This is a genomic window from Methylobacterium sp. UNCCL125, assembly GCF_900116795.1.
Lineage (GTDB): Bacteria > Pseudomonadota > Alphaproteobacteria > Rhizobiales > Beijerinckiaceae > Methylobacterium > Methylobacterium fujisawaense.
The window spans coordinates 288,647-312,560 of sequence record NZ_FPBW01000005.1 but is presented as its reverse complement, the minus strand read 5'-3'; the positions used below and the strand labels follow the sequence as shown (position 1 = coordinate 312,560).

Below are 23,914 nucleotides of genomic sequence, written 5' to 3'. Positions count from 1 at the left end.
GGTCTCGACCAGGCCGATCCCCGTCTCGGCGAGGCGCTCGGTGTCGCGGTTGCCCAGGTCTTGCGACCCTCGGCCGGACTGGCAGACGCGGCCGCCGCCGGATCGCGACCCGCGGTGCAGACCCTGCGCCGTCGGACGATGCCGGCCAGGCCCCTCCCCCGCATCTGTTGGGTTATCCGTCACCAATGGGACGTCCGTTGTCCCGCTCTCTGCTCTGACTGGGACGATCTTCGTGCTCTCAGAGATAGCTCAAAGCCGGCCATCTCCCGGATCGTTTCAGCCGTACCATCGAACGGCAGGCCACCCAGAGGGGAATGCTGACAGCGGCGGCGATGAGCCAGAGCGCCGCCGGTGAGCCAGCCTCGACCCGTCCTGAAGCCCCAACCAGACCGACCGTCGCGGCTCCATCATACAGGAGACGCAGGAGCGCAAGGTGGAGCAGGTAGAAGAACAGCGGCGCGCCGCCGAAGACGCACAGCCAGCCGACGAGCCGCGCCGGAACCACCTCGAACAGCGTCAGCAGGCAGAGGCCCAGCCCGAGCGTCAGCAGCAGAAAATCGGCGGACGGCGGGTACTTGGTCAGATTGACGAAGGACAGCGCGGTGGCGAGGGGCGTGCGGCCGGGCTGCCACGGCACCGGTTCGCCGTAACCGTTGAGCGCGCGCAGGACGAGGAAGGCGACGAGGGCGGCCGCCCCGAGCCCGGCGAGCCAAGCGCGACGGCGCGTTTCGTTGACCGCTCCCGTGAAAAGCGGCCCGAGTGCGTAGCCTGCCGCGATCACGCCGATCCAGGGCAGGAGCGGGTACGACGTCCGGGCCACGCCGCCCCAGGGCAACGCGATCATCCCGCGCTGGTGCAGGATGGACCAGAGCACGTAGCCCGGCTCGTCCGCTTGGAGCACGAGCCCGTCGAGCAGGTTATGTCCGAGCATGAGCGCCAGCGCTCCGGTCACGAGGAGAACCCGCGGCAGCCAGAGCAACGCGGCCAGCGCCACCATGCACAGGCCGATCACCCAGATCACCTGCAGATAAAGGATCGGCGGCGAGAAGCTGCCGGCCCAGGCGACATTGACGAGCGTCACTTCCAGCAGGATCAGGAGCAGCCCGCGCTTGAGCAGGAAGGCGGCGGTCGCTCGCGGACCGTGCTTCTGCCCATAGAGGCTGGCCGAAAGGCCGGTGAGCAGGATGAAGAGCGGCGCGCAGAGGTGCGAGGACGCCCGCGTCAGGAACAGGTCCGGCGGCGTCGCGGCGAGATCCATGGGGTCTCGGACCTGCGCATGAAGGTAGAAGAACTCCCGCACGTGGTCGACGAGCATCAGGAGCATCACCAGACCGCGCAAGGCGTCGATCGAGAGGATGCGCGGCGGGCGCTTCACGTCCGTGGTCGTCACGACTGGTCCTCAAGACGGCAAAGCAGATTTGGGCGCGCGGCCGGGGTCCAGACGGTGCCCCCGCGGAGCATGCAGAAGCCGCGACGGCTCAATCCGCCGGCAAATCCCACCGGGGTGTACGGCCGCTCGCGCACGAGAGCCGCCAGTCGCCGCTTCGACGCGTGCCTGGACCGTTGCGCGCGAAGCGACGCGGCTCGACGTTCTGCATCGCCGGGCCGCGTCTCAAAATCCGGGCGGCCAGCCGACGTCGCGACAGCGCTCATACGGACCATATCGCGAAGCGGCGGAAGGCCAGCCCGGCCAGAGCCAATGCCACGCCCCACAGGATGAGCGCACTGAGCGCGGCCTGCCAACGCGCTGCGTCTGCCGCGATCACAGTCGGAAAGCGCGGCACGGCATCGTAGGCGTCGAAATCGAGGCGCGCCGGGCAGCCTGCGCAGACGGCCGCCGGCCGCAGCTCCTGCGCCAGGATGCGCGGTTCGAAGAAGGCGCGCAGGCTCCGGCGGTACTCGGAGGCTGCAGCCAGAAAGGCGGCGTGGCGGGCGGCGTCGGTGCCCGCCGCCGTGTCGAGCGCGAGGGCGAGCGTCGTCGCCGGAGACAGAAGAGCCAGGCGTGCGCTCCAGGCCGCGGCGCCCTCGGCGCGGGCCTGCATCCCTGCGCGGTAGGGGGCGAGCGTCGTCTCGTAGAACGCGTCCCGGGCCAGCCGCTTGATTTGCGGCGTCTCGCGCAAGTCGGGTCGGTCCGTGGTGCCGGGCAACCGCGCCGTCAGCCATGCGGCCGTGACTTTCGCCGCCTCGTCGCCCCGGTAGAAGGCATCCTGAACTTGGCGGCTGGCGTCGATGGCGGCGATCCGCGAGGGGGGCGGCGCCAGTTTGTCCACCGCGAGACCGAGGAAGGCCGGCAGGACAACGGTCACGCAGGCCCAGGTCAGCACGAGGATCGTCAGCGACGCCACCGCCCCGCGCCAGAGGCTGGCGGCGAGGGCACAGGCGGCGACCCAGAGCACGACATAGGCGCAGAGCGCGGCGGCCAAGAGGGCGAGGGTCGTGGCCCAGCCCGGAGGGAGGTCCCGCCATCCCGCCAGCGCCAGGGCCAACGCCGTCCCCCCGATCACGGCGGCGACGAGGATGAGCGCTGCCGCGCCGAACTTCGCGCCCGCGACGATCCGGGGGTGTACGGGCTGGGCCGCGATGAGGCGGAGGATCCCGGCATCCTGCTCGGCGGCGAGGCGCGTTCCCGCGATGGCGATCACCGCCAGGGGAACGAGGTAGATGAGGACGAAGGCGAGGTCGAAGGGCCCGAGCCTCAGCGCGGCGGCGGATCCCAGTTCGTAGGCCGTGTCCTCGAAGACGGAGCTGAAGCCGAAGCTCGTCTTCATGACGGCGGGCTGGATCTCGCTCTGCCCCGCAGAGAGCACGGCCAGGGGTGTCGGCGGCTTCACGGCGTAGGCGGCGAGGAAGTAGTGCATGTAGCCGAAGGCATGGGTCGGATCCTGCCAGTAATTGACCGTCATCGCACGCGGCACGGCGTAGCGGGCGGCGGCCTCCTTAGCGTCTCGAAGGGAGCGCGCGGCATCGTCCGAGGCTTGCGCCATCGCGGCCCGTTCGCCCGCCACACGCTGGGCACCGGTATGGCCCCCGAGGCAGAGGGCCGCCAGGAGCGCGGCGAGGATCGCCCAGGTCAGCCGCTCGCGCAGGATCAGGTGCAGTTCGGTCCTCAGCAGTGGGAGAAAGCGCGATTGGCTCACGGGGCCAGCCTGCGGATCAGGGGGATGCTCCCGGCGCCGAGCAGCGCCAGCCACAGACCGAACAGGAGGGCCGGGACCCGGATCTCGGCGAGGGACCGCGACAGCGGCAGGGGCGCAAAGACAAAGGGCGGAATTGCGCGCCACAATTCCGGCCCCGCCAGCATGGCGCGCCCGTCGCGCTGTGGGTTGTCGCGGATCTCTGCATTCATGCGCTCCGAGATCGCCCGCCGGTAAGCCTCGGCAGACCAGACGAAATGGGCGTGCTGAACGAAATCGGTCCCCGCAAGGCCTTCCGACACACGCTGGAGGGCGACGCGCGGCGAGAGCAGGCCCGCCCAGCCGAACGCGGCATCCCGCGCCGCCAGGGCCGCGAAGAAGGCTCCGAGTTCGCGGTCGTAGACCGCGAAGGCATGGTGGTCGTTCTCCACCATCATGAGGCCACGCAGATCCACCGGGAGTTCCTGCGGATCGCTCACGCCGTAGCGGGCGAGCGTCGCCTGCGCTCGCGCATCGCTGGCTTCGGCGGATTTATGGGGACGCAGGTCCCCGTCGATCCGCAGCCGGGTCTCGCGATAGGACGGGGCGGGCGAGACCATCTCCATGCCTGCAGTCGCGAGCCGTGGCGCGACGAGGCACAGCGCGATCCAGACCGCGAGGGAGATCGTCAAGGCTCCTCGCGCCGTGCGGGCCAGCAACGAGGCGATCATCGCGATGAGCAGGAAGACGGCACCGTAGAGGGCCTGCACCGCGATCCAGACGAGGAGGCGCGGCCAAGCCTGCCAACCCGCGGTGCCGAGGCTCGCAATGGCCACGCCGCCGAGCGTGAGGAGGGGCAGGCAGACCAGGACCGTAAGGACGAGGGTCAGTGCGGTGAAGCGGGCGGCAAAGAGTGGGATGGGCGGCGCGCCGTTGCCGAGGGCGAGGCGCAGGGTACCGCGCTCGCGATCCGCCGCGAAGGCGGCAAAGCCGAGGAGAAGCGCCACCAGGGGAACGACGAGGCCGACGACATCGGAGACATCGGAGAGGCCGGCCCGGTCGAAGGGGCCGGCATCCTGCACGGCGCGGTAGACCGCATCGTTGAACAGGTGCGCCTCGATCCGCACCATCCGGCCCGTATAGGGCTCGGTGCCGGGATCGAGGATGGCGAGGGGCGACGACGGGCGAAACACCCACAGGCCGTAATGATCGGCGGAATGCGGGTTCTTGGCATCCTGCCCGAGCCAGCGGGCCCGCTCTGCGGCCGTAACCCGCGCGACCTCGGCACCGTAATCGCGGGCGGATTGCCAGGCGCCGAGGCCCGTGACCATCAGGAGCAGGACGAGCAGGCCGCCGATCCAGCGGACGCGCGCGTCCCGCCACAGCAGCGCCAACTCCGCGCGGACGCGCCTCACGTGACCGCCCCCGACAGGCGCGCGATGTAGAGGCGTTCCAGATCGGTGTGCGCGACGCGCCTCGGATCGATCTCCTCGGCGACGCGCCCGCCCGCCAGCACGCCGACCCGGTCGGCCATCTCGCGCACGCGGTAGAGGTCGTGGGTCGCCATCAGCACCGCCGTGCCGCGCTCCGCCGCCGCCCGCACCGTCCCGGAGAAGGCCGCCGCCGCCGATGGGTCGAGGCCGGATGTCGGCTCGTCGAGCAGCAGCAGCCGGGTCTTTCGCGCGAGCGCGATGGCGATGCCGACCTTCTGGCGCATCCCCTTCGAATAGCCGGAGGCGGGCCGCGACCAGGCCTCGGGCGCCAGGCCGGCCGCCGCGAGATGCGTCTCGGCCTCCGCCCGATCGATCGCGAGACCGGCGAGGGTCGCGAAGTAACGGAGATTCTCCAATCCCGATTGCCCCGGATAAAGGGCCACCTGCTCCGGGATGTAGGCGGTGCGCGCCCGGGCAGCGATGGGATCCGTCCCTGCATCGATCCCGCAGACCCGGACCTCCCCCGCATCGGCCTTCAGGAAGCCGAGGATGAGGTTGATCGTGGTGGTCTTTCCGGCACCGTTGGGACCGAGCAGGGCATAGACCTCACCCGCGCGCAGGGTGAGGTCGAGACCGCTGAGGGCGGTCCTGCCTCCGAACTGCTTGACGACGCGGCCGAGCGCCAACACCGGCTCAACCGCCATCAGAACCGCACCGTCACGGAGCCCGTGATGCGACGGGGCGAGCCCGGATAGACGCGGAATACGTTCAGTGAACTCTCATAGTAATCGGTGTCGAATATATTCTCGATGTTGAGCGCCACGCGGGCGTTGCCGAATTTGTAATAGGCCAGCGCATCGACCGCGATGAAGCCCGGCAGGGTGAAGCCGGACCCCGCCGCGTCGCCCGCCCGCTCGCCCACGCCGCGCACGCCGCCGCCGATCCCGAAGCCGCGCCACGCGCCTGCTGGCTCGTAGACCGCGAGCAGGCTGCCGGAGTGGCGGGGCACGTTGACCAGGGGGGCGCCGACCGGAAGGACGTTGTCCTTGGTGACCCGGGCATCGGCATAGACGTAGCCGGCCAGGAGCTTCAGTTCCGGCGTGATCTGTCCCTGGGCCGTCAGCTCGAAGCCCTGGCTGCGCACGGCGCCGGCCGCGAGGGAGAAGCCGGTATTCGCCGGGTCGGGCGTGAGCACGTTCTCCCGCTCCACACGGAAGGCGGCGGCGGTGAGAAGCAAATTGCCGCCGAACAATTCGGACTTGGCGCCGACCTCGTAGCCGAGGCCGGTCTCGGGCGGCAGCGCCGTGCCGCGCGTGACGGCGGCGGCGTCGGTGCCGATATTCGGCCGGAAGCTCGTGCCGACATTGGTGTAGAAGGCGAGTTCCGGGATCGGCCGGTAGACCAGGCCCGCCCGGGGCGAGGCCGCGACCCGCGACTGGTCCACTTGGCTGCGCACCACGCGCTCGCGGAAGCTCTGCTCGAAGATGTCGAGCCGAAGGCCGATCAGCGCCCGCCATTCCGGGCTCAGGACGATCTCGTCCTGCGCGTAGAGGCCGGTATTGGTGATGCGCTCGATATTGTTGCGTGGGATGGTGATCGGCGGCAGCGCCTGTCCATAGACCGGCGAATAGATGTCGAGGGCGAAGGGGCTCGTGCGGAAGTTCGAGCGCAGATAGACCGTCCGGCTGTCGGTGCTCTCCCGGTCCATGCCGAGGAGGAGCGTGTGGCCGATGCCGCCCGTATCGAACCGCCCGATCAGGTCGGCCTGACCGACCGCCACGTCCCAGCGATAGTCGCGCACGTTGCGGTCGCGAAAGACGGTGCGGTTGTTGGCGGCGATTCCGCGGATCTCCGCCGATTCCCCTTCCAGATCGCCGGTGTTGAAGTAAGCGGCGAGCCGCATCTGCCAGTTCTCATCGAAGCGATGATCGACGCGGACCTGCAGCGAATTGTTGTTCTGGTAGGTGCTCTGACCGGGCTCGCCGAGGAACCGCGAGAGCGGCAGGAAGCCGAGCTGGCGGTTGAGCGCGATCACGCCCCGGTCGAAGACGATGCGGTTCTTCACGAACTCGGTCTCGACCGTAACGCGTGTGTCCGGCGTGACCTGCCAACTCACCACTGGAGCCACGAGCAGCCGGTCGCTGTCCACGAAGTCGCGGAAGCTGCCGGCCCCCTGTGCGGCGAGATTGAAACGATAGAGGACCGTCCCGTCCGCGTTCAGGGCACCGCCGGCATCGATGGTGCCGCGGGTCAGACCGAACGAATCGACCTGATTGCCGAACTCGACGAACCGTTCGGCGGTGGGTTGCTTGGTGATGAGGTTGACGAGCCCGCCGGGATCGCTGCGTCCGAACAGGGCCGCCCCCGGTCCCTTGAGCACCTCGATGCGTTCGATGTTCTGCGCGTCGGGCGGAGGCGGGGTCCCGCGATTGAGGGGGAAACCGTTCTTGTAGATCTCCGAGGTCGTCACACCACGAATGGCGTAACTGAAGATCGAGAGACCCCCGAAATTGTTCTGCTGGGCGACGCCGGGCAGATAGTTGAACGCCCGGTCTACGCGGGTGGCGGCGAGGTCTGTGATCGTCTCCCGCGGCGCCACGGAGACGGCCACCGGCACGTCGATCTGCGGAGTGGCGGTGCGCGTGGCGCTGACGGCCGTGCCCGCTCCGTATCCCGGCGTCGGGCCGATCAGGCCGATGGTGCCGCGCCCGGAGGCCGTCGTGCGGCCGGCACCCTCCCCGACCTGCTCGACCGAGAGTTCCTCCAACGTCACGCTCTCCTGCGCCCGCACGTCCTCGATCGGGAGTCCGGCCGAGAGGACAGCGGCGAGCGCCAGCCGCCGACGGCGATGCGGAGTCCGCGGACGACGCGCTGATGGCGCTGAAAACCGCGCAGGCTCGCCGAGAGACGGACGTTCGGAGGTCGCCACCACACACTCGCTGTTGCCGGGTGGAGGCCACGGGGATACGGGCAGCGTCGCCCACGAGACGGCGACACCGCGCGCTCCGCCGGGGCACCCCGCCCGAGGGACGTCATCGTGCCGAAGGCAGGTCTCCTGGCTCACGGGTCAAAGCGCCCGCCGGACCTTCCCAGTGCAAGCACCAGTGGTCATCGGTGGCAGGCGCTCGCCGCTCACAGTTGCGGGGGCAGCTTCGGATTCGCTCCGAAAAGCGCACCGAATTCCCGTCTTAGCTCCGGGCCGGGACCCGAAGAACCTTGGCTGGACGATATTCGCCACCGGCGCGCATCCGGTCAACGGGCCTGACAAACTTTGTAACAGTGTTACGTTACGTGTGGCGCTATGGACACAGTCCGATCCCCGATGGAATGCACGGCTCTCACGTTGCGGTGATGGACCGGATTGGGCTCGGACGACGCGGGTCCGAATGAGATCGGCGGGCCGATGGCGGCTGGATATGCGCTATGCTGAACCGAACGGACGAGCGGTCATCGACGCCTTGTTTCATGCGCCGCTGGGCGCCGAGCGTCTCAGCTGAATGGAAATCCGATGGAACGCTCTTGGCATCGTGTTGCTGACTGCGGAACGCGCGGCCCGAGCTCATGACCCGGCATACGGTCCTTCGGTGACCCGCTCCATCTCAGGGCCAGCCTTGCCGTCCAGCCTTGGATCGCGGCATGCGTCATCGCCGTGGTCGCGGTGGCCCCGTGCCAAAACTTCTCGTTCGGCGCGAACCCGATACCCTGACCGGCTGGCTTTGCATTGGACACATGCTCTCGATCGGTTCGGTTCTAAGCCAGCCGGTCAAGTCAGTCGTGCATTTGCGGTCGCTCGATCGCCCCTACATCTTCCGCTCGCGATGGATACGCTTCTTCTTCGGAAGTGCCTTGTGACGGCCGATGGTGACCCTGGCTTCCGACACCGTCGGTCCGGCCAGCGCCTTGCCCGGTGCGGGGCCAGCGGCCGTCGCGTCCGCGAACGTCGCGAAGGTCAACAGGGGAAAGGCGGCCAGCGCCGCCCGAAAGGCCCGGATCGTGTGCATAAGCGTTCACTCCTCTGTCTGTGGGCGCCGGGCCGTTTCCGGGGCCGGCCGGATGCGACGAGCGGTCTTCGGTTTGAAGGTGCTCCCCCGGAAACGGGCCGGTCCGACTGCGAAGTGCCGCGCCGATCATGCGCGTGAACCGGTTTGAAGAGGCTTGGGCAGAGGCCCATTTAGTCTGACAAAATATCGTCGATCTGCGACGCGCAAGACTGACAAATGGAACACATGCTGCATTTATACCAAATAAATATAAGTCATAAATCAATATAGGCGCCTTGATATTGATCAAGTTGAGCAAGCTCTGTCATGCGCGATGGGGCGTTCCGGCTGCGTCAGACGCCTTCGAGCAGTCGGTCGAGATCGAACGACGGACGCCGGCCCAGATCCGGCCCATGATCGGTCAGGAAGGTCGCGGCGCTCCGGCGTCCCTCGTCCCGAAGCATCGTCAGGAATGCCCATTCCGCGTTGAGCTTCGAGGACGAGCCCAGCTCGGCGACAACGTCGCTGGCGATGCGGTGCATGCGCATAGCCGCCCATCGGGCGCACTCGGAATTGTCCGTGGGCGCGACCTGCCGCAGCAAGGCCATCATCCGCAGTTCCTTGAGCAGGACCGCGTTGAAGGAGATCTCGTTGAGCCGGTTGAGGATCTCCCGGGCCGAGGTCGGCGCTTGTCTGCGCTCGACCGGATTGACCTGCACGATGATCGTATCGCGCGACTCGCATTCGCGGACCAGGGGGGTGATTGTCGGGTTTCCGGAATAGCCTCCATCCCAGTAGGAGGCACCGTCGATCCGCACCGCCTGGAACAGGGTCGGCAGGCATGCCGAGGCGAGGAGCACGTCGGCAGTGACCTCGGCGTTGCGGAACACCCGGCCCCGGCCCGTATGAACATCCGTCGCGGTGACGAAGAGCTTGATCCGGCTCCGTGCGATACGCTCGAAATCCAGCCGCGAGTCCAGGATCTGTCTGAGCAGGTTGAAGTCGTGCGGATTGAGGTCATACGGGGAGAAGACCCGCGCCATCAGGTCCGCGGCCAGATACAGCGGCGCGGAATCGAGCGTCCAGCGGCCCAGTATCACGTCGAGCGGGCTGCGCTGCAGCGGGCTGAACCGGGCCGCGCGCGAGACGGCGTCCCAGAAGGTCTGGAGTGCCGCGCGCGCACCGGTGGCCCCGTCCCGCTCGTAGCCCTCGATGAGGACGGCCGCGTTCATGGCACCGGCCGACGTCCCGGAAATGCCGTCGATGCTCAGCCAGGGCTCCTCGAGCAGGCGATCGAGGACCCCCCATGTGAAGGCGCCGTGCGCGCCGCCGCCCTGCAGGGCCAGATCGATCAGGATCGGATCCCGCCCCCGCCTGCCCGCCGTGATCGCCTCATCCGACATGGGACCGATACCCTCATCCCGTGAGCACCTCTTCCGTCGCCCTGCCGCCATCCCGGACCGCGACCGGCTGCGGAGCAAGAGCGGCTTTCGCCGTCTACTCGGCGACCGCCTCGCCGGAATCGGCCCGATACGGGTCGGACTGCACGCGATTGGCGGCGCCGCGCACCTTGGTGCCGGGCAGGATCTCGAATCGCGGGTCGAACGTCACCATCGTGGCGGCCAGCCGGCTCAGGATGCCGGCGTCGCCCTCGACCTGCGCGGTCCCGTCGGCAATCTGCGCCTCCAGGGTCTTGGCGCCGATCATCGTCTGCTCGAGATCCGACCGGTTGATGGTCAGGGTGAGATCGGGCTTCTCGGCCTGGAACCCCGCGATGTTGGTCAGCGTCGCGTTTTCCAATTCGACGATGAACCGCTCGCCGTTGTCCGGCGTGATCAGGTTGATGGTGAAGCGCAACCCCTCCGCCCTGCGGCTGTCCATGCGGATGCCGAGAAAGTTCAGGAAGAGCTCGGTCGGCATCGCCCGCACCACGTCGGGGCTGCTCGAACTGGCCGTCGCGCCTTCCGGGATGCCGGAGCGCAGCTCGTAGGCGCCAGCCAGGAAGCAGTTGCGCAGGCCGGGATTCTCCTGCTGGTAGCCGATCTGCTCGAAGATGTCGGCGAGGAGGTCCTTGGCGGCCTGGTTCTGCGGCTCGGCCTGGACGAGCTTGTTCACGATCTCCTGGGCCAGCAGATACTGGCCCGCGTCGTGAAGCCGCTTTCCCCGGGCGAGGATCGCCTCCGCACCGCCCATCATGTCGACGTAGAGGGGGGCACTCTCGGACGGGGCGAGCGGGATCAGCGTCGCCGGGTTGCAATCCCAGAATCCGAGATAGCGCTGGATCACGCCCCGGCTGTTGTGCTCCGGCGACCCGTGATAGCCGCGACAATGCCACGTCTGCTGTAGGCTCTGCGGCAGCGCGTAGACCTTGTGGATCTCGTTGATCGTCACGCCCTGGTTGGCGAGGTGGAGCACCTGATTGTTCATGTGGGCGTAGAGGTCGCGCTGCGCCCGCAGAACCGCCTGGATCCGCGCATTGCCCCAGCGGGGCCAGTGGTGGGAGGCGAACATTACCTCGGCCTCCCGGCCGAACCGGTACAGCGCCGCGTTGATGTATTTCGACCAGTTGAGCGGATCGCGCACCGGGGCGCCGCGCAGGGTGTAGATGTTGTGCAGGGACGCGATGACGTTCTCCGCCATCCAGAGCGCCTTCCGGTCCGGGATGTAGGTGTTCATCTCCCGCGGCGCTTCCGTGTTCGGCGTATTCTGGAAGACCATCGGGATGCCGTCGACCTCGAAGGTCTCGATCGGCTTCTCCACGTAGCGCGTCGGGGCGATCAGGCCTGTGGTGCCGGCCGAGACGCGCTGTCCCAGGCCCTGCCCGACATAGCCGTGCGGGGCCGCCGGCAGGAGCAGCCCGTACTGGTAGAACAGCCGCCGGTTCATGGCGTTGCCGGCGTAGACGTTCTCCGCCACCGTATGGACGAGGAAATCGGCCGGCGCGATCACCGGCACGGCGCCGGACCGCACGTCCTCCTCCTTGAGGATCCCGCGCACGCCGCCCCAATGATCGCCATGCGTATGCGAGTAGATCACGGCCGAGATCGGCCGCCCCTCGCCCACATGCGCCTGGAACAGCGCCCAGGCGGCACGTGCGGTCTCCTGGCTGACGAGGGGGTCGAACACGATCCAACCCGTCCGCCCCCGCACGATGGTGAGGTCCGAGAGATCGAACCCCCGGACCTGATAGATGCCGGGGACGACCTCGTAGAGCCCGTAATTGTTGTTGAGACGCGAGATGCGCAGCAGAGACGGATGGATACTGTCGAATTCGTCCTGCTGCTCCAAGAACTGGAACTGCTGCATGTCCCAGGCGACGTGACCATCGTCGGCCCGGATGATCCCGTCGGCCATGGGGGCGATCAGCCCGCGCCGCTGCTCCTCGAAATCCGTGTCGTCCGCGAACGGCAGGCGCGTGCGGGCCTGCCGGAGCACGGCGTGGGTGAACGACGACGGCGGTTTGCCTTTCGGGTGGAAGTGCTCCGGACCGGCGGATGCAGCCGGGGATTCCCCGTCGCCCGCGGCACGCGCTTCCGCCAGGAGGCATCCGGCTGCGGAGAAGGCGGCTCCGACAGCGGGAAGAGTCTTGATGAAGGCGCGGCGCGTCGACATCGGTCTGCTCCATCCCGGACGCGGTGGCTTGCCGTGGGACGACCGGGTCGCCGGGCGGTGGCGGCCCGATCCGGTCATCGGCGCACCGGTCAGCGCCAGGCGCAGACCCGTCGTCCGCGCCGCCACCAGCAGACCCTGCGGCGGCGCCGCCGCGGGACGACGACGACGGCCTGTGCTTTCTCGACTGGGCCGCCGCTCGGATCGTCGAGGGGCTCGATTCTCAGGGGTGCAGCGTAGACGGCACCCGGCACCATGAGCAGGCCCGCAGCCGCCAGGGCGGCGGACGAGAAACTGCCCAGCACGGCACGACGATGCATCGGTTCCATTGCCATCCTCCGGCTCGTGGTCTGATGTCCCTGGCTCCGCCACCCGATCCCGTCCTCGCCGACGGAGATCGGCGTTCGCCTATGCGGCTCAACGGGTCGCCGATCCGCTGCCGGGCGATGCGAGCGCCGGCGCGACCGGCGGCGGGCCGAAGAGGCCGATCCACGCCCATGACAGTCCCGCGGCGATCAGGTCGCAGGACACGAAGAGGCCGATCGCCCACAGGCCCGAATAGGGCCATTGCGCAATGATGGCGGCGCCCAGGAGCATCGAGAGCAGGGCGAACAGGATCACCGTGGCGCGCGACAGCTGCGTCGTGTGGACGATGGCCCAGAGCGCGCGCGCCACGCCGGAGGCGATCAGGGTGAGCCCGAGGACGAGCGTGAGGGCGAGCGACGCTTCGAGGGGGCGGAAGACGGCCCAAAGACCGCCGACGAGGTAGAGCAGGCCCGCGAAGAACCGAACGACGCGGGATCGCCACGCTTCGACCTCCGACGGCTTGGCGAGCGCCTCGGCGATCTCGGCGATCCCGGCCGCGATCAGGAGGACGCCGTACCAGAGCGTGCTGACGATCGTGAGGCTGACCACCATGAAGAGGCCCACGATGCCGAGGATCAGCAGCAGGCTGCCGACCGCGAGGAGCCATCCGCGGGCACGTCCCGCTCCGGTCTGCAGCGTTCCAAAGGTGACCGTTCCGCCCATACGACACCTCCCATCGGACCCGTGGATGAGGAGGCTGTCCCCATTCCGTCCGATCACCTCCGATTGAATCGCCCGTTCGATCGGAACGGCGTTGATACAAATCAAAGGCGCGGGTCCCCGTTCTCGACGGCCCGGGCGTCGATCGACGGCTCGGCATGCCCTGCGCAGCACGGGAGAAACTGGCGGATCGACCGAGGCGCCGCGCCGAAGAGACCGGTGTCGGCGACCAGACCCGCGATGCGGAATTGATCTAGCTCAAATCGAGGCCCCTCCCTTCGCGGCAGGATGCGGTCCGGCCCTGGATAATCCGATCCGCTCGGTCGGGCGGGCCACGGAAATGTCGCCTCGCCTGACCGCAGGAGGTTCCATGGATATCCGCAAGTGCGCGGCCGAGGCCATTGGCACGTTCTGGCTCACCTTCGCGGGCTGCGGGAGCGCCGTCATCGCGGCCGCGTTTCCGCAGGTCGGAATCGGCCTCCTCGGCGTCGCGCTCGCCTTCGGCCTGACTGTCGTCACCATGGCCTATGCCATCGGGCACATCTCGGGCTGCCACCTCAATCCGGCGGTGACCTGCGGACTCGCGGCCGGAGGCCGGTTTCCGGCCCACGACATCCCGGCCTACGTTATCGCCCAGGTCGTCGGCGGCCTCGTCGCCGCGGCTGTGCTCTACGCCATCGCCAGCGGCGCGCCGGCCTTCTCCGTCGAGAAGGGCTTCGCCGCCAACGGCTATGGCGCGCATTCGCCGGGGCAATACGCGCTGACCGCCTGCCTCCTGACCGAGGTCGTGCTCACCATGATGTTCGTCTTCGTCATCATGGGCGCGACGCACGGCAAGGCCCCGGTCGGCTTTGCGCCGCTGGCCATCGGGCTGTGCCTGACCCTCGTCCACCTCGTCGGCATCCCGGTCACGAACCTGTCGGTGAACCCGGCGCGCAGCACGGGACCGGCGGTCTTCGTCGGCGGATGGGCCCTGACCCAGCTCTGGCTTTTTTGGGTCGCCCCGATCTTCGGTGGGGTTCTCGGCGGGATTCTGTATCGCTGGCTGAGTGAGGAGCCCTCCGTCCAAGTGACCGGCATCTCTCCTCCGGCCCCGGCGGAGTGAGACGACGCACCGCTCGCCGGGGGATCAGTCAAGAACTTTGCTGAAAAACCATATTCACTGTCTCTCTTCGCGACGGCGATCTTTGCGCGCGGCGCGTCATCGCGATGCGCCGAACGTGACTTGGCCGGACGACCCGGGATGTTCCTCCCTGCGCCGGCCTTCGCCAGTCGAATCGAAGGCCGGCGCGATCCTTGATCGGACACCGGGAACCGCGCCTCAGCGGCTCGCGATCTGTCACGCGACGGAACAGGCCCCCCGGTCCGAACACGTCATGTCTTTCCGTCCGCCAGACGGATCGGTGCCGCTCGCGTTCGTCTCCGGGATCGAGGATCGATCTCGAATCCGCGCCTCGGTGCATCCCATCTTGTCCGTTCAGGCCATAGCTACGATGCGGTCCTCGACGGCGCGCACGCCCGGCACCGACCATGCGGCACGCTCGGCCGCATCACGCTCCGCCCAGGCCGTCACGGCACCCTCCAGAATGACCCGGTCGCCCGAGACGGTGACCTTGATCGCGTCGGCTTCGAACAGCGCGCTCCGCCGGAACGCCTCCAGGATCTTGTCCTTGACCGCCCCAGGTGGAACGCACGGTTCGATCGCGATCCGGTTGGTGACGCCAAGCACCCCTGAGAGCTGCCGCACGACGGCCTCGGCGGATCTCGACTGGTAGCGCCACGGCACGGCGCCCGTCAGGGTGATCCAGCCGCCGCTCACCGTGACCTGGATGGCGTCCTTCGGGAGATGCACAGACCAGTCGATGATCGCCAGCGCCCGGGCGGCGATCTGGTCGTCGGCCACCTTCTTCGCGTCGGCGTAACGGACCGCGATCTCCTGCGCGATGGCGCGCACGCCCCGGACGCGGCGCACGGCGCGCTCCGCCTCCACCTTCTCGGCGTAGCTGCCGACATGGCCGGTGAGCGTCACCACCCCTTCGGAGACGGCGACGCCGATATCCCCGGCGTCCAGGCTGGGGTCGAAGTCGAGTTCGTCGAGCACCGCCCGGCGCAAATCCTTGTCGGTCATGGCGTTCCTCCTGAGGCGGCGCGGGCCGCGCGGCTCCCGGTCAGGCGGCGCCGGCCGCCTGATCCATCAGAAGGCCCTCGCCTCGCGCTCGCTCGAGCACGAGCCGTGCGGCCACCCGGGCTCGGCCGGCGCGCAGCCTGCTGTCCGGATGGCCCTCGCGGAGCGCCTGGCAGGCACGGGCCCGGAACCAGTTGGCATTCGCGATCGCCGTGGCCCGGCGTTCGGGCTGATCAATTCCGCGGGCCTTTTTCAACGTTGCCATCGTCTTCAGCATTCCGGTTCGCGCGACACCGAGAGCCTGTCCATCGTGGCGCTGGCGGCGCTCTTCGTCTGTCGAAGCGGTGAAGCAGTCGACCGCGGCACACATTGATCAGGATCAACGCTGCCGCATCCGTCTCCGGCATCAAACTCTCAAGCCAGGAGGAGGATCGCGATGTCGCCATGGGATATTCGACTCGCTGTCGAAGCCCACAGAGAGGCCCTCGACGCATTGACCGGATTCTTGTCCGAGTTTCCTATGATTCCGCGATATCTTGTCGAGAATCATATCGCCTACGAAGTTGCCCACCGCATCCGATCGGGCGTCAGATCGCGCGATCGTCTGGTGCGTTACGGGATCGAGGCGGTTTTGACGGATAAGTACTGAGCGGCGGACCGGAGCCGCATCAGGGGTGGACCGTGTCGGCGAACCCAGACTTGCTCAGGCGCGCGGCGGTTCAGGCTCGCCGCGCAGGGCCGCCACCGTTCCGGCGAACCGGTCAAGGAGGACGGCGCGGCGCAGCTTCAGCGTGGGGGTCAGGAGGCCGTCCTCGACAGTCCAGGGCGTCCGCAGCAGACGCACCGCCCGGACCCTGGCAGCGCGGGGTCCGTCATGCAGCGCCGCGGCGATCCGATCGAGCGCGGCCCGTCGGGCGCGCGCGTCATCGAGGGCGTCCTCCGCCGCGGGATCGAGACCCAGATCCTGCGCAAGCTGCGTCCACATCGCCGCATCGACCACCGCCAGGACCGACAGCCGCGCCTCGCCCTCGCCCAGGACCATGGCCTGACGGAACAGGGGATCGCGCAAGATCGCGGCCTCCACGGCCTCGGGCGAGATCTTCTCGCCGGTCGACAGGACCATCATCTGCTTCAGCCGGCCGGTGATGCACAGATCGCCGTCCTGCAGCGTGCCGAGATCGCCCGTATACAGCCATCCGTCACGCAGGACCTCGCCCGTGAGGTTCGGACGGCGCCAGTACCCGAGCATCACCCCTGGCGAGCGCACGAGGATTTCCCCCGATGCCGCGAGGCGGATCTCCATTCCGGGGAGTGCGGGGCCGACCCGGCCCGGGCGCGTGGCGCCGAGCCGGAATCCCGTGACCGCCGAGGCCGCCTCGGTCAGGCCGTATCCCTCGACCAGGGGCAGGCCGAGGCTGAGGCAGAACCGGGCGGTATCCTCCGGAAGCACGGCGCCTCCAGAGACCGCGAGCCGCAAACGACCGCCGAACGCGCGGCGGATGGGGCGCCCCACGATGCTGCGCAGCAGGAGGCCGATGGCGGTCCGGGCAAGGCCGAGCCGCCGTCCGTCCCGCCGGGCCGCGAAGAGCGCCCAGCCGCGGGCCAGGGCTGCGCGCAGCAGCCAGCGCGTCGGCGGCGTCCGCTCCGCCCGTTCCGTCACGCTGTGGCGCAGACGCTCCAGCACGCTCGGGACCACCAGCAGGATGGTCGGGCGTGCGAACAGGAGGTCCTCTTGGAGATGCGCCACCGATCGTGCGAACACGACGGGCGCTCCGAGGATCAGCGGCAGATAGCACCCGACCACACGCTCGAAGATGTGGGCGAGGGGCAGATAGGACAGGAACACGTCCCGATCCGAGCCGGGGTTGCGGTCGAGAACAGCCTGCGCGACCGCCAGCAGATTGCGGTGCGAGAGCATCACGCCCTTCGGGCGACCGGTGGTCCCCGACGTGTAGACGATCGTCGCGAGGGCATCGGGGTCGCGCCCGGCAGGAGTCAGCACGGATCCACGCGCCCCTGCGAGCCAGAACCGCAGGCTCTGCAGGCGCGGATCGGAAGATCGGGTTCCTCGCGGCTCCTCGAGCGCGATCACGCGCTGAACTCCGGTGCGCAGCTGGGCGCGATCCCCGAGGCTGTCCCATTGCGCCGCCGTGCGGACGACGACGATGCGGGCGCTGGAATCCACCAGGATGTCGATGGCGTTGGCGGGGGCATCATCGGGAAACAGCGGCACCACCACGAGGCCGAGCGAGAGCGCCGCATGATCGAAGGCCACCCACTCGATCCCGTTCGGCAGCCAGAGCGCGACCCGTGCGCCCGGTTCGAGCGCCTCGCTGGCCAGGGCGGCCGCCCGTTCGGCGACCCGCTCGGCCATCTCGGCCCATGAGATCGCAGAAAAACGTCCCTCGGCAGGATCGTGTGCCACGTAGGCCACCGCCGTCGGGCGGCGGGTTGCCTGGGCTCGCAGAAGGCTGGGGATCGTGCCCGTCGAGGCGTCCGCGGGCGGCTTTGCGCAGATCCGTGTCTCGGAGCGGCCCGACATGATCATTCCGGAGCCGGCTCGACGGGCGGCGGCACCGCTTCCCGGGAGAGGTCCGGCTCATTGCAGCGGGCGAGAATCGCCGCGCGGGCCCGATTGCGCAGGCGGATCGCGGCGTGGAAATCCCCGCCGTCCGGAGCGATCGGCGCTCCGATATGGACGTGGATCACGCTCCGCCGGGGGAACCACTGATCGGCCCGCAGCGCCGACCGCGTGCCCGTGATCGCGACCGGCACGATCGGGGCACCCGCGCGGCAGGCATCCAGAAACGCACCGGGGTGGAAGCCGAGGAGGCCCGGGGTCCGGGTAAAGGTGCCCTCCGGGAACGCGACCACCTGCTCGCCATCGCGGATGCGCCCGACGATCGCCGCCGCGTCGGCGATACCCGCCACGGTACCCCGGTGGACGAAGGCGGTTCCCAGCCGCCGCAGGAACGGCCCGGCGATGCGCTGACGGGCCAGCTCCTGCTTGGCGAGGAAGACCGGCGTCCCGGGCAGCACGGCCGCCAGCACGGCGCCGTCGAGATAGCTCGCATGGTTGGCGACGATGACGGCGCCGCGGCTGACGGGCTCGCCCGATACGGTCAACGGCGTCCGCGTGACCCGGAAGAAGACACGCAGGCCCGTCCGGAGGGCGGCGAAGCGCCAAGCGCGCTTCGGCAGGACGAGCACCAGCGGCCATAGGATGGCGCCGATGACGACGAGGGCGCCCCACCAGGACGCCGCGTAGGCTGCCTCCGACCAGAGCCGCCCGATACGGCGCAGCCGCGCCGCGGCCCCCGCGAAGGCGAGCCGGACCAGCTGCGTCCGCAGGGCGGCTTCCGGCCGGCCGAGTTCGCCTGCCGCGTAGAGCGACCGCGTCGCCGCGCGACGGATCTTCCCGCTCGACGTCTTCGGCAATGTGCGGGGCGGACACAGGACGATCACGTCGGGCGGCTGCTCGATCACGCCCATCGCTTCCCGGGCCAGGGTGCGGCGCAGCTCCTCCAGGGCCGCGGCGTCGGTGAGGCGCGTCTCGGCGGCGAGGATCAGCCGCTCCGTCCCGGTTCTCGGGTCGGGGCTCGCGAAGGCCGCGACACAGCCCTTTCGGACGCCGTCGACCGCACCCGCCACCTCTTCCAGCTCGTGCGGATGGATCTTCCGACCGGCCCGGATGATGATGTCCTTGGTACGCCCCGTCACGAAGACGTCGCCGCTCGCCAAATAAGCGAGGTCGCCGCTCTCGAGCCAAGCTCCGTCGAACAGGGCGCGGGTGATCTCCGGACGCCGGAAGTAGCCGGTCGTCGCGGAGGGACCGTTGAACTGCAGCCGCCCCTCCCGGCGCTCCGGCACCTCGCGCCCGGCTTCGTCCACGATCCGGATCTGATGGCCGCGCAACGGATGCCCGCAGGCGGCGAAGGCGACGGCCCCCGGAGCGCCAGGCTCGGCCGGCAGGGCCTCGCCGCTCCGCGACAGCGTTGCGCGGTCGATCCAGTCGATGCGCGGGCCCCGGCCGAGGGGCGGAAAGGTGAGGCCGACCGCGCATTCGGCGAGCCCGTAGACGGGTGTGACGGCCGACGGCCGGAGGCCGAAGGCCGCGAAGCGCTGGGTGAACCGGGCCAGCGTGTCCGGGCTGACGGGTTCGGCCCCGTTGGTCAGGACGCGCAGCGAGCTGAGATCGAGCCCCGCGAGATCCTCGTCCCGCAGGGTCTTGAGACACAGCTCGTAGGCGAAGTTCGGGGCGGCCGAGATCGTGCCGCGCTGGCGATGGATTGTCCTGAGCCAGCGCCCCGGATCGGCCAGGAAGGCCAGGGGTGAAAGGATCGCCGCCGGCGCACCGTAATAGAGGCTGCCCAGCCAGCAGCCGATCAATCCCATATCGTGGTAGAGAGGGAGCCAGCTCACGACGACGTCAGCCGACGAGGCCGCCACCGCTTCGCCCATGGCGCGGACATTGGCGAGCAGGTTGGCGTGGGTCAGCATCACGCCCTTCGGATCGCCTGTGCTGCCGGAGGTGTATTGGATCAGCGCAAGGTCCGCCCCCGTGGCCGGGACGGCCGCCGCCAGAGCGTCTTCCGTCACGAGATCCGCGGTGGTCGTCAGGACCCGCAAACTCTCGACGCCGTCGCGCAGCAGCCAGGCGAAGGGTTTGATCGCCGCATCGGTGATCAGGATCTGCGGCGCGGCGTTCGCCAGGATACCGACTTGACGCTGCAGGTGATCCTGAATCTGGGCGCGCCGGAACGGCGGGTAGAGCGGGACCGGGACCCCACCCGCCAGGATCGTGCCGAGGAAGGCCGGGAAGAAGTCGGGCCCGGTGGGCAGCATGAGGGCGACCCGGTCGCCGAAGGCGAGATCGAGCTTCAGGAGGCCGGCCGCGACCTGACGCGAACGCCGGTCGAGCGCCGCGTAGGTCAGAACGGTCTCGGTCCCGTCCTCCTGTTGCAATCGAAGATGGGGGCGGTCCGGGTGATTGCGGACGTGGAAATCGAGCACGTCCGCCCACGTGGTGGCCCGGTGCGGCTCGGCCGCCGTCGGCAGCGCGGCTGGTGGCGGAGACGCCGCCGAGGGCTCGCGCGCGGCGCCCGCAGCCTGGATCGCGGCCAGCAACGCGGCCGGCGTCGCTGCCTCGCCGATCAGCCTCTCCGGCAGCGACACCCGGAAGCTGCGCGACAGCCTCAGGATCAGCTCCGCGCGCCCCAGGCTGTCGAGGCCGAACTCCCGTTCGAGGTCGCTGTCGAGGTCGACCGCGATCGTCGCCCCCCGCTCCGGGTGCAGTTCGAGCAGGAGCGACCGGACCATGTCCAGGACAGCGGCTCCGGTGGGCTGCGCGACCGGATCGAACCGCTCGCTCGGCAGGCGCGCGACGTTCTCCACGAAGGACTCCGGGATGCCGGCAAAATGACCGGGCTCCAAGCCGCATCCGCAATTCAGATAAGCCGTGTCCCGCCGCCGCGGCTTGATCTTCATCAACACGGGAACGTCGTATCGGATAGGCTTATGCAGCGATCGACCACGGGAAATGCTGTCTTCGCAGGTGAACCGACGAGCTTGGCCTGCCGAGGCGGCGCGTCCTCGGATCGCGCACGCAGCGAGACCTTCGCCGGATGAGATTCCGTTGACACGCGTCAAACGCGCGGTCGGGGTGCGGGTCTATGATCCGCGCCGTCATCCGGTGACCGGAAGAAGGCGTCATGTTCCGCTCTGTCCTCGTCATCGCCGTCCTGGTCGGATCGACCGCGGCGCTCGCGCGGCCCGGAAGCGGCGCCCTGCCCTTCGCGCATGTCGAGGCGCGTCGGACCTCGACCTGCCTGTGCGGCCCCGTACGAAGATCGCCCCGCTTCAGGGACCGGGCGTCGGTCTACCGCGATCGCGCCGCCTCCCAAGGCGGCGTGCGAAGCCGGACCCTGGCCGGCGGCCGATTCGACACGGGCGCCCCTGTTCCGGTGATGGGCGCGGCAGACGGGTTCCAGCGCTGGAGGCGCTACGACGATTGCATCTGGGGCTACGCCGGTCTCCTTCCGCCGGCGCATTGCACCGACTATTACGCCTTCTGAACCCGGCCGCGATCCGATCCGCACTGCAGTGGCCGGGATGCACGGTCGTGCATTCGTCGACCGGCCGTCACGGTTTCAGCGTCTTGAGGTAAGCCGTGAGGTCGGCGGCATCATCCGGTTCGAGCCGGAAGTCCGGCATGGCCGGATGGCGCCTCTCGACGCCCTCGATCAGGACGTCGGCGAGGTCGTCGACGGGAAAGCGCTCGGCCAGCATGCGGAAGGTCGGGGCCGCCCGCATCGGGCTCGCGCCCCGGAGGCCGATGGCGTGGCAGCCTGCGCAATGCGCATGCGCAAACTTCCGCCCCTGCGGCGCCGAGGACTCCTCCGCCCCGATCGCTCCGGTGCAGAGCAGATCCAGGCCGAGGGCGACACCGACGGAGAGCAGCCGCCAACGCATCAGTGACACATCAGGCTGCAGATGGGTGCGCGGTCGAGGACATCGCGCGTGACGCCGCCGAAGATCCATTCCCGCAAGCGGGAATGACCGTAGGCACCCATGACGACCAGGTCGGCGTCCTGCTCCAGGGCGAACCGCATGATCGCGTCGGCATCCGGGCCAGCGGCGTGGAGGTGGTGGGCGGTGGCGCTCACGCCGTGCCGGGCGAGGTGAACCGCCAGATCCTCGGCGTTGCCGACCCGCAGATCCTCGCCGCGGGTCGCCACGAGCACCTGATCCGCCGCGCGGAAGAAGGGCAGCGCCGCCGACATCGCCCGGCGCGCTTCGGGACCGTCCTTCCAGGCGAGGACGATGCGCGCGGCCTTCAGATGGATGATCCGCGGTGGCACGATGAGGACAGGCCGGCCGGCTTGCATCAGGACGGGCCCCGGCGACACGCCGAGCGGACCCGGGTCCGGGTCATCCGGCCCCTGCCGGCTCACGACGACGAGGTCGGCGGTGCTCGCCTGTTCGACGAGATGCGTCAGCGGATCGGCGAAGCCCGCGTGCCAGATCGTGCGCAGCTCGCTGCCGGCGCTGTGTTCGAACACGTCGCGCGCCCGTTGCAGGATTCCGCGGACCCGGGTCGCATTCTGCTCGACGTCGTCGGCCGCCTCGCAGAGGTCCCGCACCAGGATGGGAACAGGCACCGTCTGGGCGGCCGCACCCGTGAGGATCGCTTCGAAGCGCCGCGCCAATCCGGCGGCGAGGCTGACCCGGTCCGGAGCGTCCTCGCTGAGGTCGAGGGCGACGACGATGTTCGCGTAGCCCATGGCGCCCCTTCCCGTGCCGAAAGCGAGACACGACGGGTGGCCCAGAAGGCGCGTGGTCGCCTTGATTCAGCGCAAGATGCTGGGTCGTCCGGGTCTTGAGATGGATCAAGGCTCTGCGGAAACCGCGACCGCATTGTGGGTGGGTATTCCGTTCCCGGTCGCAGGATATCCGCATGTCGTACGCCAGCCTCATGGTCGCGGTCGATGACGGGCTGCACGCCGCGCAACGCATACGACTCGCTGCGGATCTCGCGCATCGCCTGGGCACGCGCCTCGTCGGCGTGGCCGCATGCGTGCCGGATTATCCGCGGGGCTATGGCGAGACCGCCGTGCCCATGGGCTCGGCCATCGAGGACATCCGCCAAGCCGCCCTCACGAGACTCGCAGGCTTCGAACAGATCTTCCGGGAGGCCGCCTGCCGCAGCGACCGCGTCGAGTGGCGCTCGGATCTCGACCATCCCGTCCGCTTTCTGGAGCAGCAGGCGCGGGCCGCAGACCTCGTCGTCGTCGGTCGCTACGCGCAGAACGAGGGAGTGTCCCTCGGGGCTGCGGTCGACCTCGGGGACGTTCTGATGGAGCTGGGCCGTCCGGTTCTCGTCGTACCGCCCGGCGTCGAGCGAATGGAGGCGAAGCGCATCGTCGTCGGGTGGAAGAGCTCTCCGCAAACCCGCAGGGCCGTATGGGACGCGATGCCGTTGCTCAGGCGTGCGGAGACGGTCGAGGTGGTGCGGGTCAACGATGGCGAGGACGCGTCAGAGATCGAGGATGTCGCTCGGTACTTGGCCCTCCACGACGTGAAGGCGGTGCCGCGCCGAGTCGCGGCATCGGGCTGGACGGCGGCCGAGGAACTGCAGAGGGCAGCTGTCGAGGCCGATGCGGACCTGATCGTAACCGGGGCCTACGGCTACAGCCGTCTGCGAGAATGGTTCTTCGGCGGCGTGACCCGTGACCTCCTGGCCGACGCGTCGGTCTGCAGCCTGATGAGCCACTGACGGGAGGTGCGCCGATGGCGAACCCGGGCAACCCTGGCGATCCTGACACCGGCTTCCCGCCGCCATCTCCCGCGCGAACACCGGAGCCGCAGCAAACCCCGCTGCCGGAGCCCCTGGGCATCCCCGACTCGGAGCCGGACGACGTGCCGCCGGCCAACGAGCCGCTGGGCATCCCGGGTGGAATGCCGCCCGAGATCGTGCCCTGACTGCGGACTCGTGCCTGACCGGCCCCGGAAGCCGGCGATCCCGGCCGCCCACCGATCCGGGCGCGGCTCCGGTTGCGTCGGACAAGGCCGTGTCCTGAAGCTCTTCCCGTGCGGAGCGATCCAGGCGCAGCGGTGCCGCCCGCCGCT

20 protein-coding genes and 1 riboswitch are annotated in these 23,914 nt (G+C 69.2%); of the genes, 4 read left to right on the top strand and 16 right to left on the bottom strand.

Annotation, left to right across the window (positions count from 1 at the left end; all coding sequences use genetic code 11):
- Positions 1–238: 238 nt before the first annotated feature.
- From BM396_RS06795 to BM396_RS06750, 10 genes are all read right to left on the bottom strand, one after another.
- Complete coding sequence (locus BM396_RS06795) at positions 239–1,390, bottom strand: acetyltransferase domain-containing protein (protein ID WP_043382108.1); 1,152 nt, start codon at positions 1,388–1,390, stop codon at positions 239–241.
- A gap of 259 nt (positions 1,391–1,649) precedes the next feature.
- Positions 1,650–3,137, bottom strand: coding sequence for a DUF3526 domain-containing protein (locus tag BM396_RS06790; protein ID WP_043382112.1), 1,488 nt, complete (start codon positions 3,135–3,137; stop codon positions 1,650–1,652).
- A complete protein-coding gene (locus tag BM396_RS06785; RefSeq protein ID WP_043382113.1) occupies positions 3,134–4,528 on the bottom strand; it encodes a DUF3526 domain-containing protein in 1,395 nt (464 codons plus the stop codon). Before BM396_RS06785 ends, BM396_RS06790 begins: the two co-directional genes overlap by 4 nt.
- Entirely contained in the window at positions 4,525–5,250 is a 726-nt protein-coding gene (locus BM396_RS06780) for an ABC transporter ATP-binding protein (RefSeq protein WP_043382116.1), read from the bottom strand. The genes BM396_RS06785 and BM396_RS06780 overlap by 4 nt, the downstream gene beginning before the upstream one ends.
- Positions 5,250–7,337 carry a TonB-dependent siderophore receptor gene (locus BM396_RS06775; RefSeq protein WP_236961649.1) on the bottom strand — a complete coding sequence of 696 codons (2,088 nt, stop codon included), beginning with the start codon at positions 7,335–7,337 and terminating at the stop codon, positions 5,250–5,252. The genes BM396_RS06780 and BM396_RS06775 overlap by 1 nt, the downstream gene beginning before the upstream one ends.
- A 236-nt stretch (positions 7,338–7,573) precedes the next feature.
- A riboswitch (cobalamin riboswitch) is annotated at positions 7,574–7,780 on the bottom strand.
- 566 nt (positions 7,781–8,346) lie between these two features.
- Positions 8,347–8,547, bottom strand: coding sequence for a hypothetical protein (locus BM396_RS06770; RefSeq protein ID WP_043382120.1), 201 nt, complete (start codon positions 8,545–8,547; stop codon positions 8,347–8,349).
- 332 nt (positions 8,548–8,879) lie between these two features.
- Positions 8,880–9,929, bottom strand: a complete 1,050-nt coding sequence (locus BM396_RS06765; RefSeq protein WP_043382122.1) for a patatin-like phospholipase family protein — start codon at positions 9,927–9,929, stop codon at positions 8,880–8,882.
- Positions 9,930–10,023: 94 nt separating this feature from the next.
- Positions 10,024–12,138 (bottom strand): alkyl/aryl-sulfatase, encoded by a 2,115-nt coding sequence (locus tag BM396_RS06760; protein WP_043382124.1) that lies wholly within the window; start codon positions 12,136–12,138, stop codon positions 10,024–10,026.
- Positions 12,139–12,227: 89 nt separating this feature from the next.
- Complete coding sequence (locus BM396_RS06755) at positions 12,228–12,455, bottom strand: hypothetical protein (protein ID WP_244538829.1); 228 nt, start codon at positions 12,453–12,455, stop codon at positions 12,228–12,230.
- 97 nt (positions 12,456–12,552) lie between these two features.
- Positions 12,553–13,164: an HdeD family acid-resistance protein gene (locus BM396_RS06750; protein ID WP_043350331.1), complete on the bottom strand. Its 612-nt coding sequence runs from the start codon at positions 13,162–13,164 to the stop codon at positions 12,553–12,555.
- Positions 13,165–13,531: 367 nt separating this feature from the next.
- On the opposite strand from BM396_RS06750, the gene aqpZ reads away from it, so the two are divergent.
- Positions 13,532–14,266 (top strand): aquaporin Z, encoded by a 735-nt coding sequence (gene aqpZ, locus BM396_RS06745; RefSeq protein ID WP_043350328.1) that lies wholly within the window; start codon positions 13,532–13,534, stop codon positions 14,264–14,266.
- Between the two features lie 372 nt (positions 14,267–14,638).
- Here the strand turns inward: aqpZ and BM396_RS06740 are convergent, their stop codons facing one another.
- From BM396_RS06740 to BM396_RS06725, 4 genes are all read right to left on the bottom strand, one after another.
- A complete protein-coding gene (locus tag BM396_RS06740) occupies positions 14,639–15,289 on the bottom strand; it encodes a BON domain-containing protein (RefSeq protein ID WP_043382126.1) in 651 nt (216 codons plus the stop codon).
- 40 nt (positions 15,290–15,329) lie between these two features.
- Positions 15,330–15,563: a hypothetical protein gene (locus BM396_RS06735; RefSeq protein ID WP_244538828.1), complete on the bottom strand. Its 234-nt coding sequence runs from the start codon at positions 15,561–15,563 to the stop codon at positions 15,330–15,332.
- Between the two features lie 426 nt (positions 15,564–15,989).
- Positions 15,990–17,828, bottom strand: a complete 1,839-nt coding sequence (locus BM396_RS06730; RefSeq protein ID WP_051976048.1) for an AMP-dependent synthetase/ligase — start codon at positions 17,826–17,828, stop codon at positions 15,990–15,992.
- Between the two features lie 2 nt (positions 17,829–17,830).
- A complete protein-coding gene (locus BM396_RS06725) occupies positions 17,831–20,719 on the bottom strand; it encodes an AMP-binding protein (protein WP_244538827.1) in 2,889 nt (962 codons plus the stop codon).
- 278 nt (positions 20,720–20,997) lie between these two features.
- Between BM396_RS06725 and BM396_RS06720 the strand changes: the two genes are divergently transcribed.
- Positions 20,998–21,360: a hypothetical protein gene (locus tag BM396_RS06720; protein ID WP_043382128.1), complete on the top strand. Its 363-nt coding sequence runs from the start codon at positions 20,998–21,000 to the stop codon at positions 21,358–21,360.
- A 67-nt stretch (positions 21,361–21,427) separates the two neighbouring features.
- Here the strand turns inward: BM396_RS06720 and BM396_RS06715 are convergent, their stop codons facing one another.
- A complete protein-coding gene (locus BM396_RS06715) occupies positions 21,428–21,757 on the bottom strand; it encodes a c-type cytochrome (RefSeq protein ID WP_043350319.1) in 330 nt (109 codons plus the stop codon).
- A complete protein-coding gene (locus BM396_RS06710; RefSeq protein WP_043382131.1) occupies positions 21,757–22,569 on the bottom strand; it encodes a universal stress protein in 813 nt (270 codons plus the stop codon). The genes BM396_RS06715 and BM396_RS06710 overlap by 1 nt, the downstream gene beginning before the upstream one ends.
- Positions 22,570–22,742: 173 nt before the next feature.
- On the opposite strand from BM396_RS06710, the gene BM396_RS06705 reads away from it, so the two are divergent.
- Together BM396_RS06705 and BM396_RS06700 are read left to right on the top strand one after the other, a co-directional pair.
- Positions 22,743–23,561, top strand: coding sequence for a universal stress protein (locus BM396_RS06705; protein ID WP_043382134.1), 819 nt, complete (start codon positions 22,743–22,745; stop codon positions 23,559–23,561).
- Between the two features lie 14 nt (positions 23,562–23,575).
- Entirely contained in the window at positions 23,576–23,767 is a 192-nt protein-coding gene (locus tag BM396_RS06700; protein WP_043382136.1) for a hypothetical protein, read from the top strand.
- The last annotated feature ends 147 nt before the right edge of the window (positions 23,768–23,914 follow it).

Coding starts and splice junctions, on each gene's coding strand:
- BM396_RS06780 (WP_043382116.1), bottom strand. CDS start 5,250: ATGGCGGTTGAGCCGGTGTTGGCGCTCGGCCGCGTCGTCAAGCAGTTC.
- BM396_RS06770 (WP_043382120.1), bottom strand. CDS start 8,547: ATGCACACGATCCGGGCCTTTCGGGCGGCGCTGGCCGCCTTTCCCCTG.
- BM396_RS06765 (WP_043382122.1), bottom strand. CDS start 9,929: ATGTCGGATGAGGCGATCACGGCGGGCAGGCGGGGGCGGGATCCGATC.
- BM396_RS06760 (WP_043382124.1), bottom strand. CDS start 12,138: ATGTCGACGCGCCGCGCCTTCATCAAGACTCTTCCCGCTGTCGGAGCC.
- BM396_RS06755 (WP_244538829.1), bottom strand. CDS start 12,455: ATGCATCGTCGTGCCGTGCTGGGCAGTTTCTCGTCCGCCGCCCTGGCG.
- BM396_RS06750 (WP_043350331.1), bottom strand. CDS start 13,164: ATGGGCGGAACGGTCACCTTTGGAACGCTGCAGACCGGAGCGGGACGT.
- aqpZ (WP_043350328.1), top strand. CDS start 13,532: ATGGATATCCGCAAGTGCGCGGCCGAGGCCATTGGCACGTTCTGGCTC.
- BM396_RS06740 (WP_043382126.1), bottom strand. CDS start 15,289: ATGACCGACAAGGATTTGCGCCGGGCGGTGCTCGACGAACTCGACTTC.
- BM396_RS06735 (WP_244538828.1), bottom strand. CDS start 15,563: ATGCTGAAGACGATGGCAACGTTGAAAAAGGCCCGCGGAATTGATCAG.
- BM396_RS06730 (WP_051976048.1), bottom strand. CDS start 17,828: ATGTCGGGCCGCTCCGAGACACGGATCTGCGCAAAGCCGCCCGCGGAC.
- BM396_RS06720 (WP_043382128.1), top strand. CDS start 20,998: ATGTTCCGCTCTGTCCTCGTCATCGCCGTCCTGGTCGGATCGACCGCG.
- BM396_RS06715 (WP_043350319.1), bottom strand. CDS start 21,757: ATGCGTTGGCGGCTGCTCTCCGTCGGTGTCGCCCTCGGCCTGGATCTG.
- BM396_RS06710 (WP_043382131.1), bottom strand. CDS start 22,569: ATGGGCTACGCGAACATCGTCGTCGCCCTCGACCTCAGCGAGGACGCT.
- BM396_RS06705 (WP_043382134.1), top strand. CDS start 22,743: ATGTCGTACGCCAGCCTCATGGTCGCGGTCGATGACGGGCTGCACGCC.
- BM396_RS06700 (WP_043382136.1), top strand. CDS start 23,576: ATGGCGAACCCGGGCAACCCTGGCGATCCTGACACCGGCTTCCCGCCG.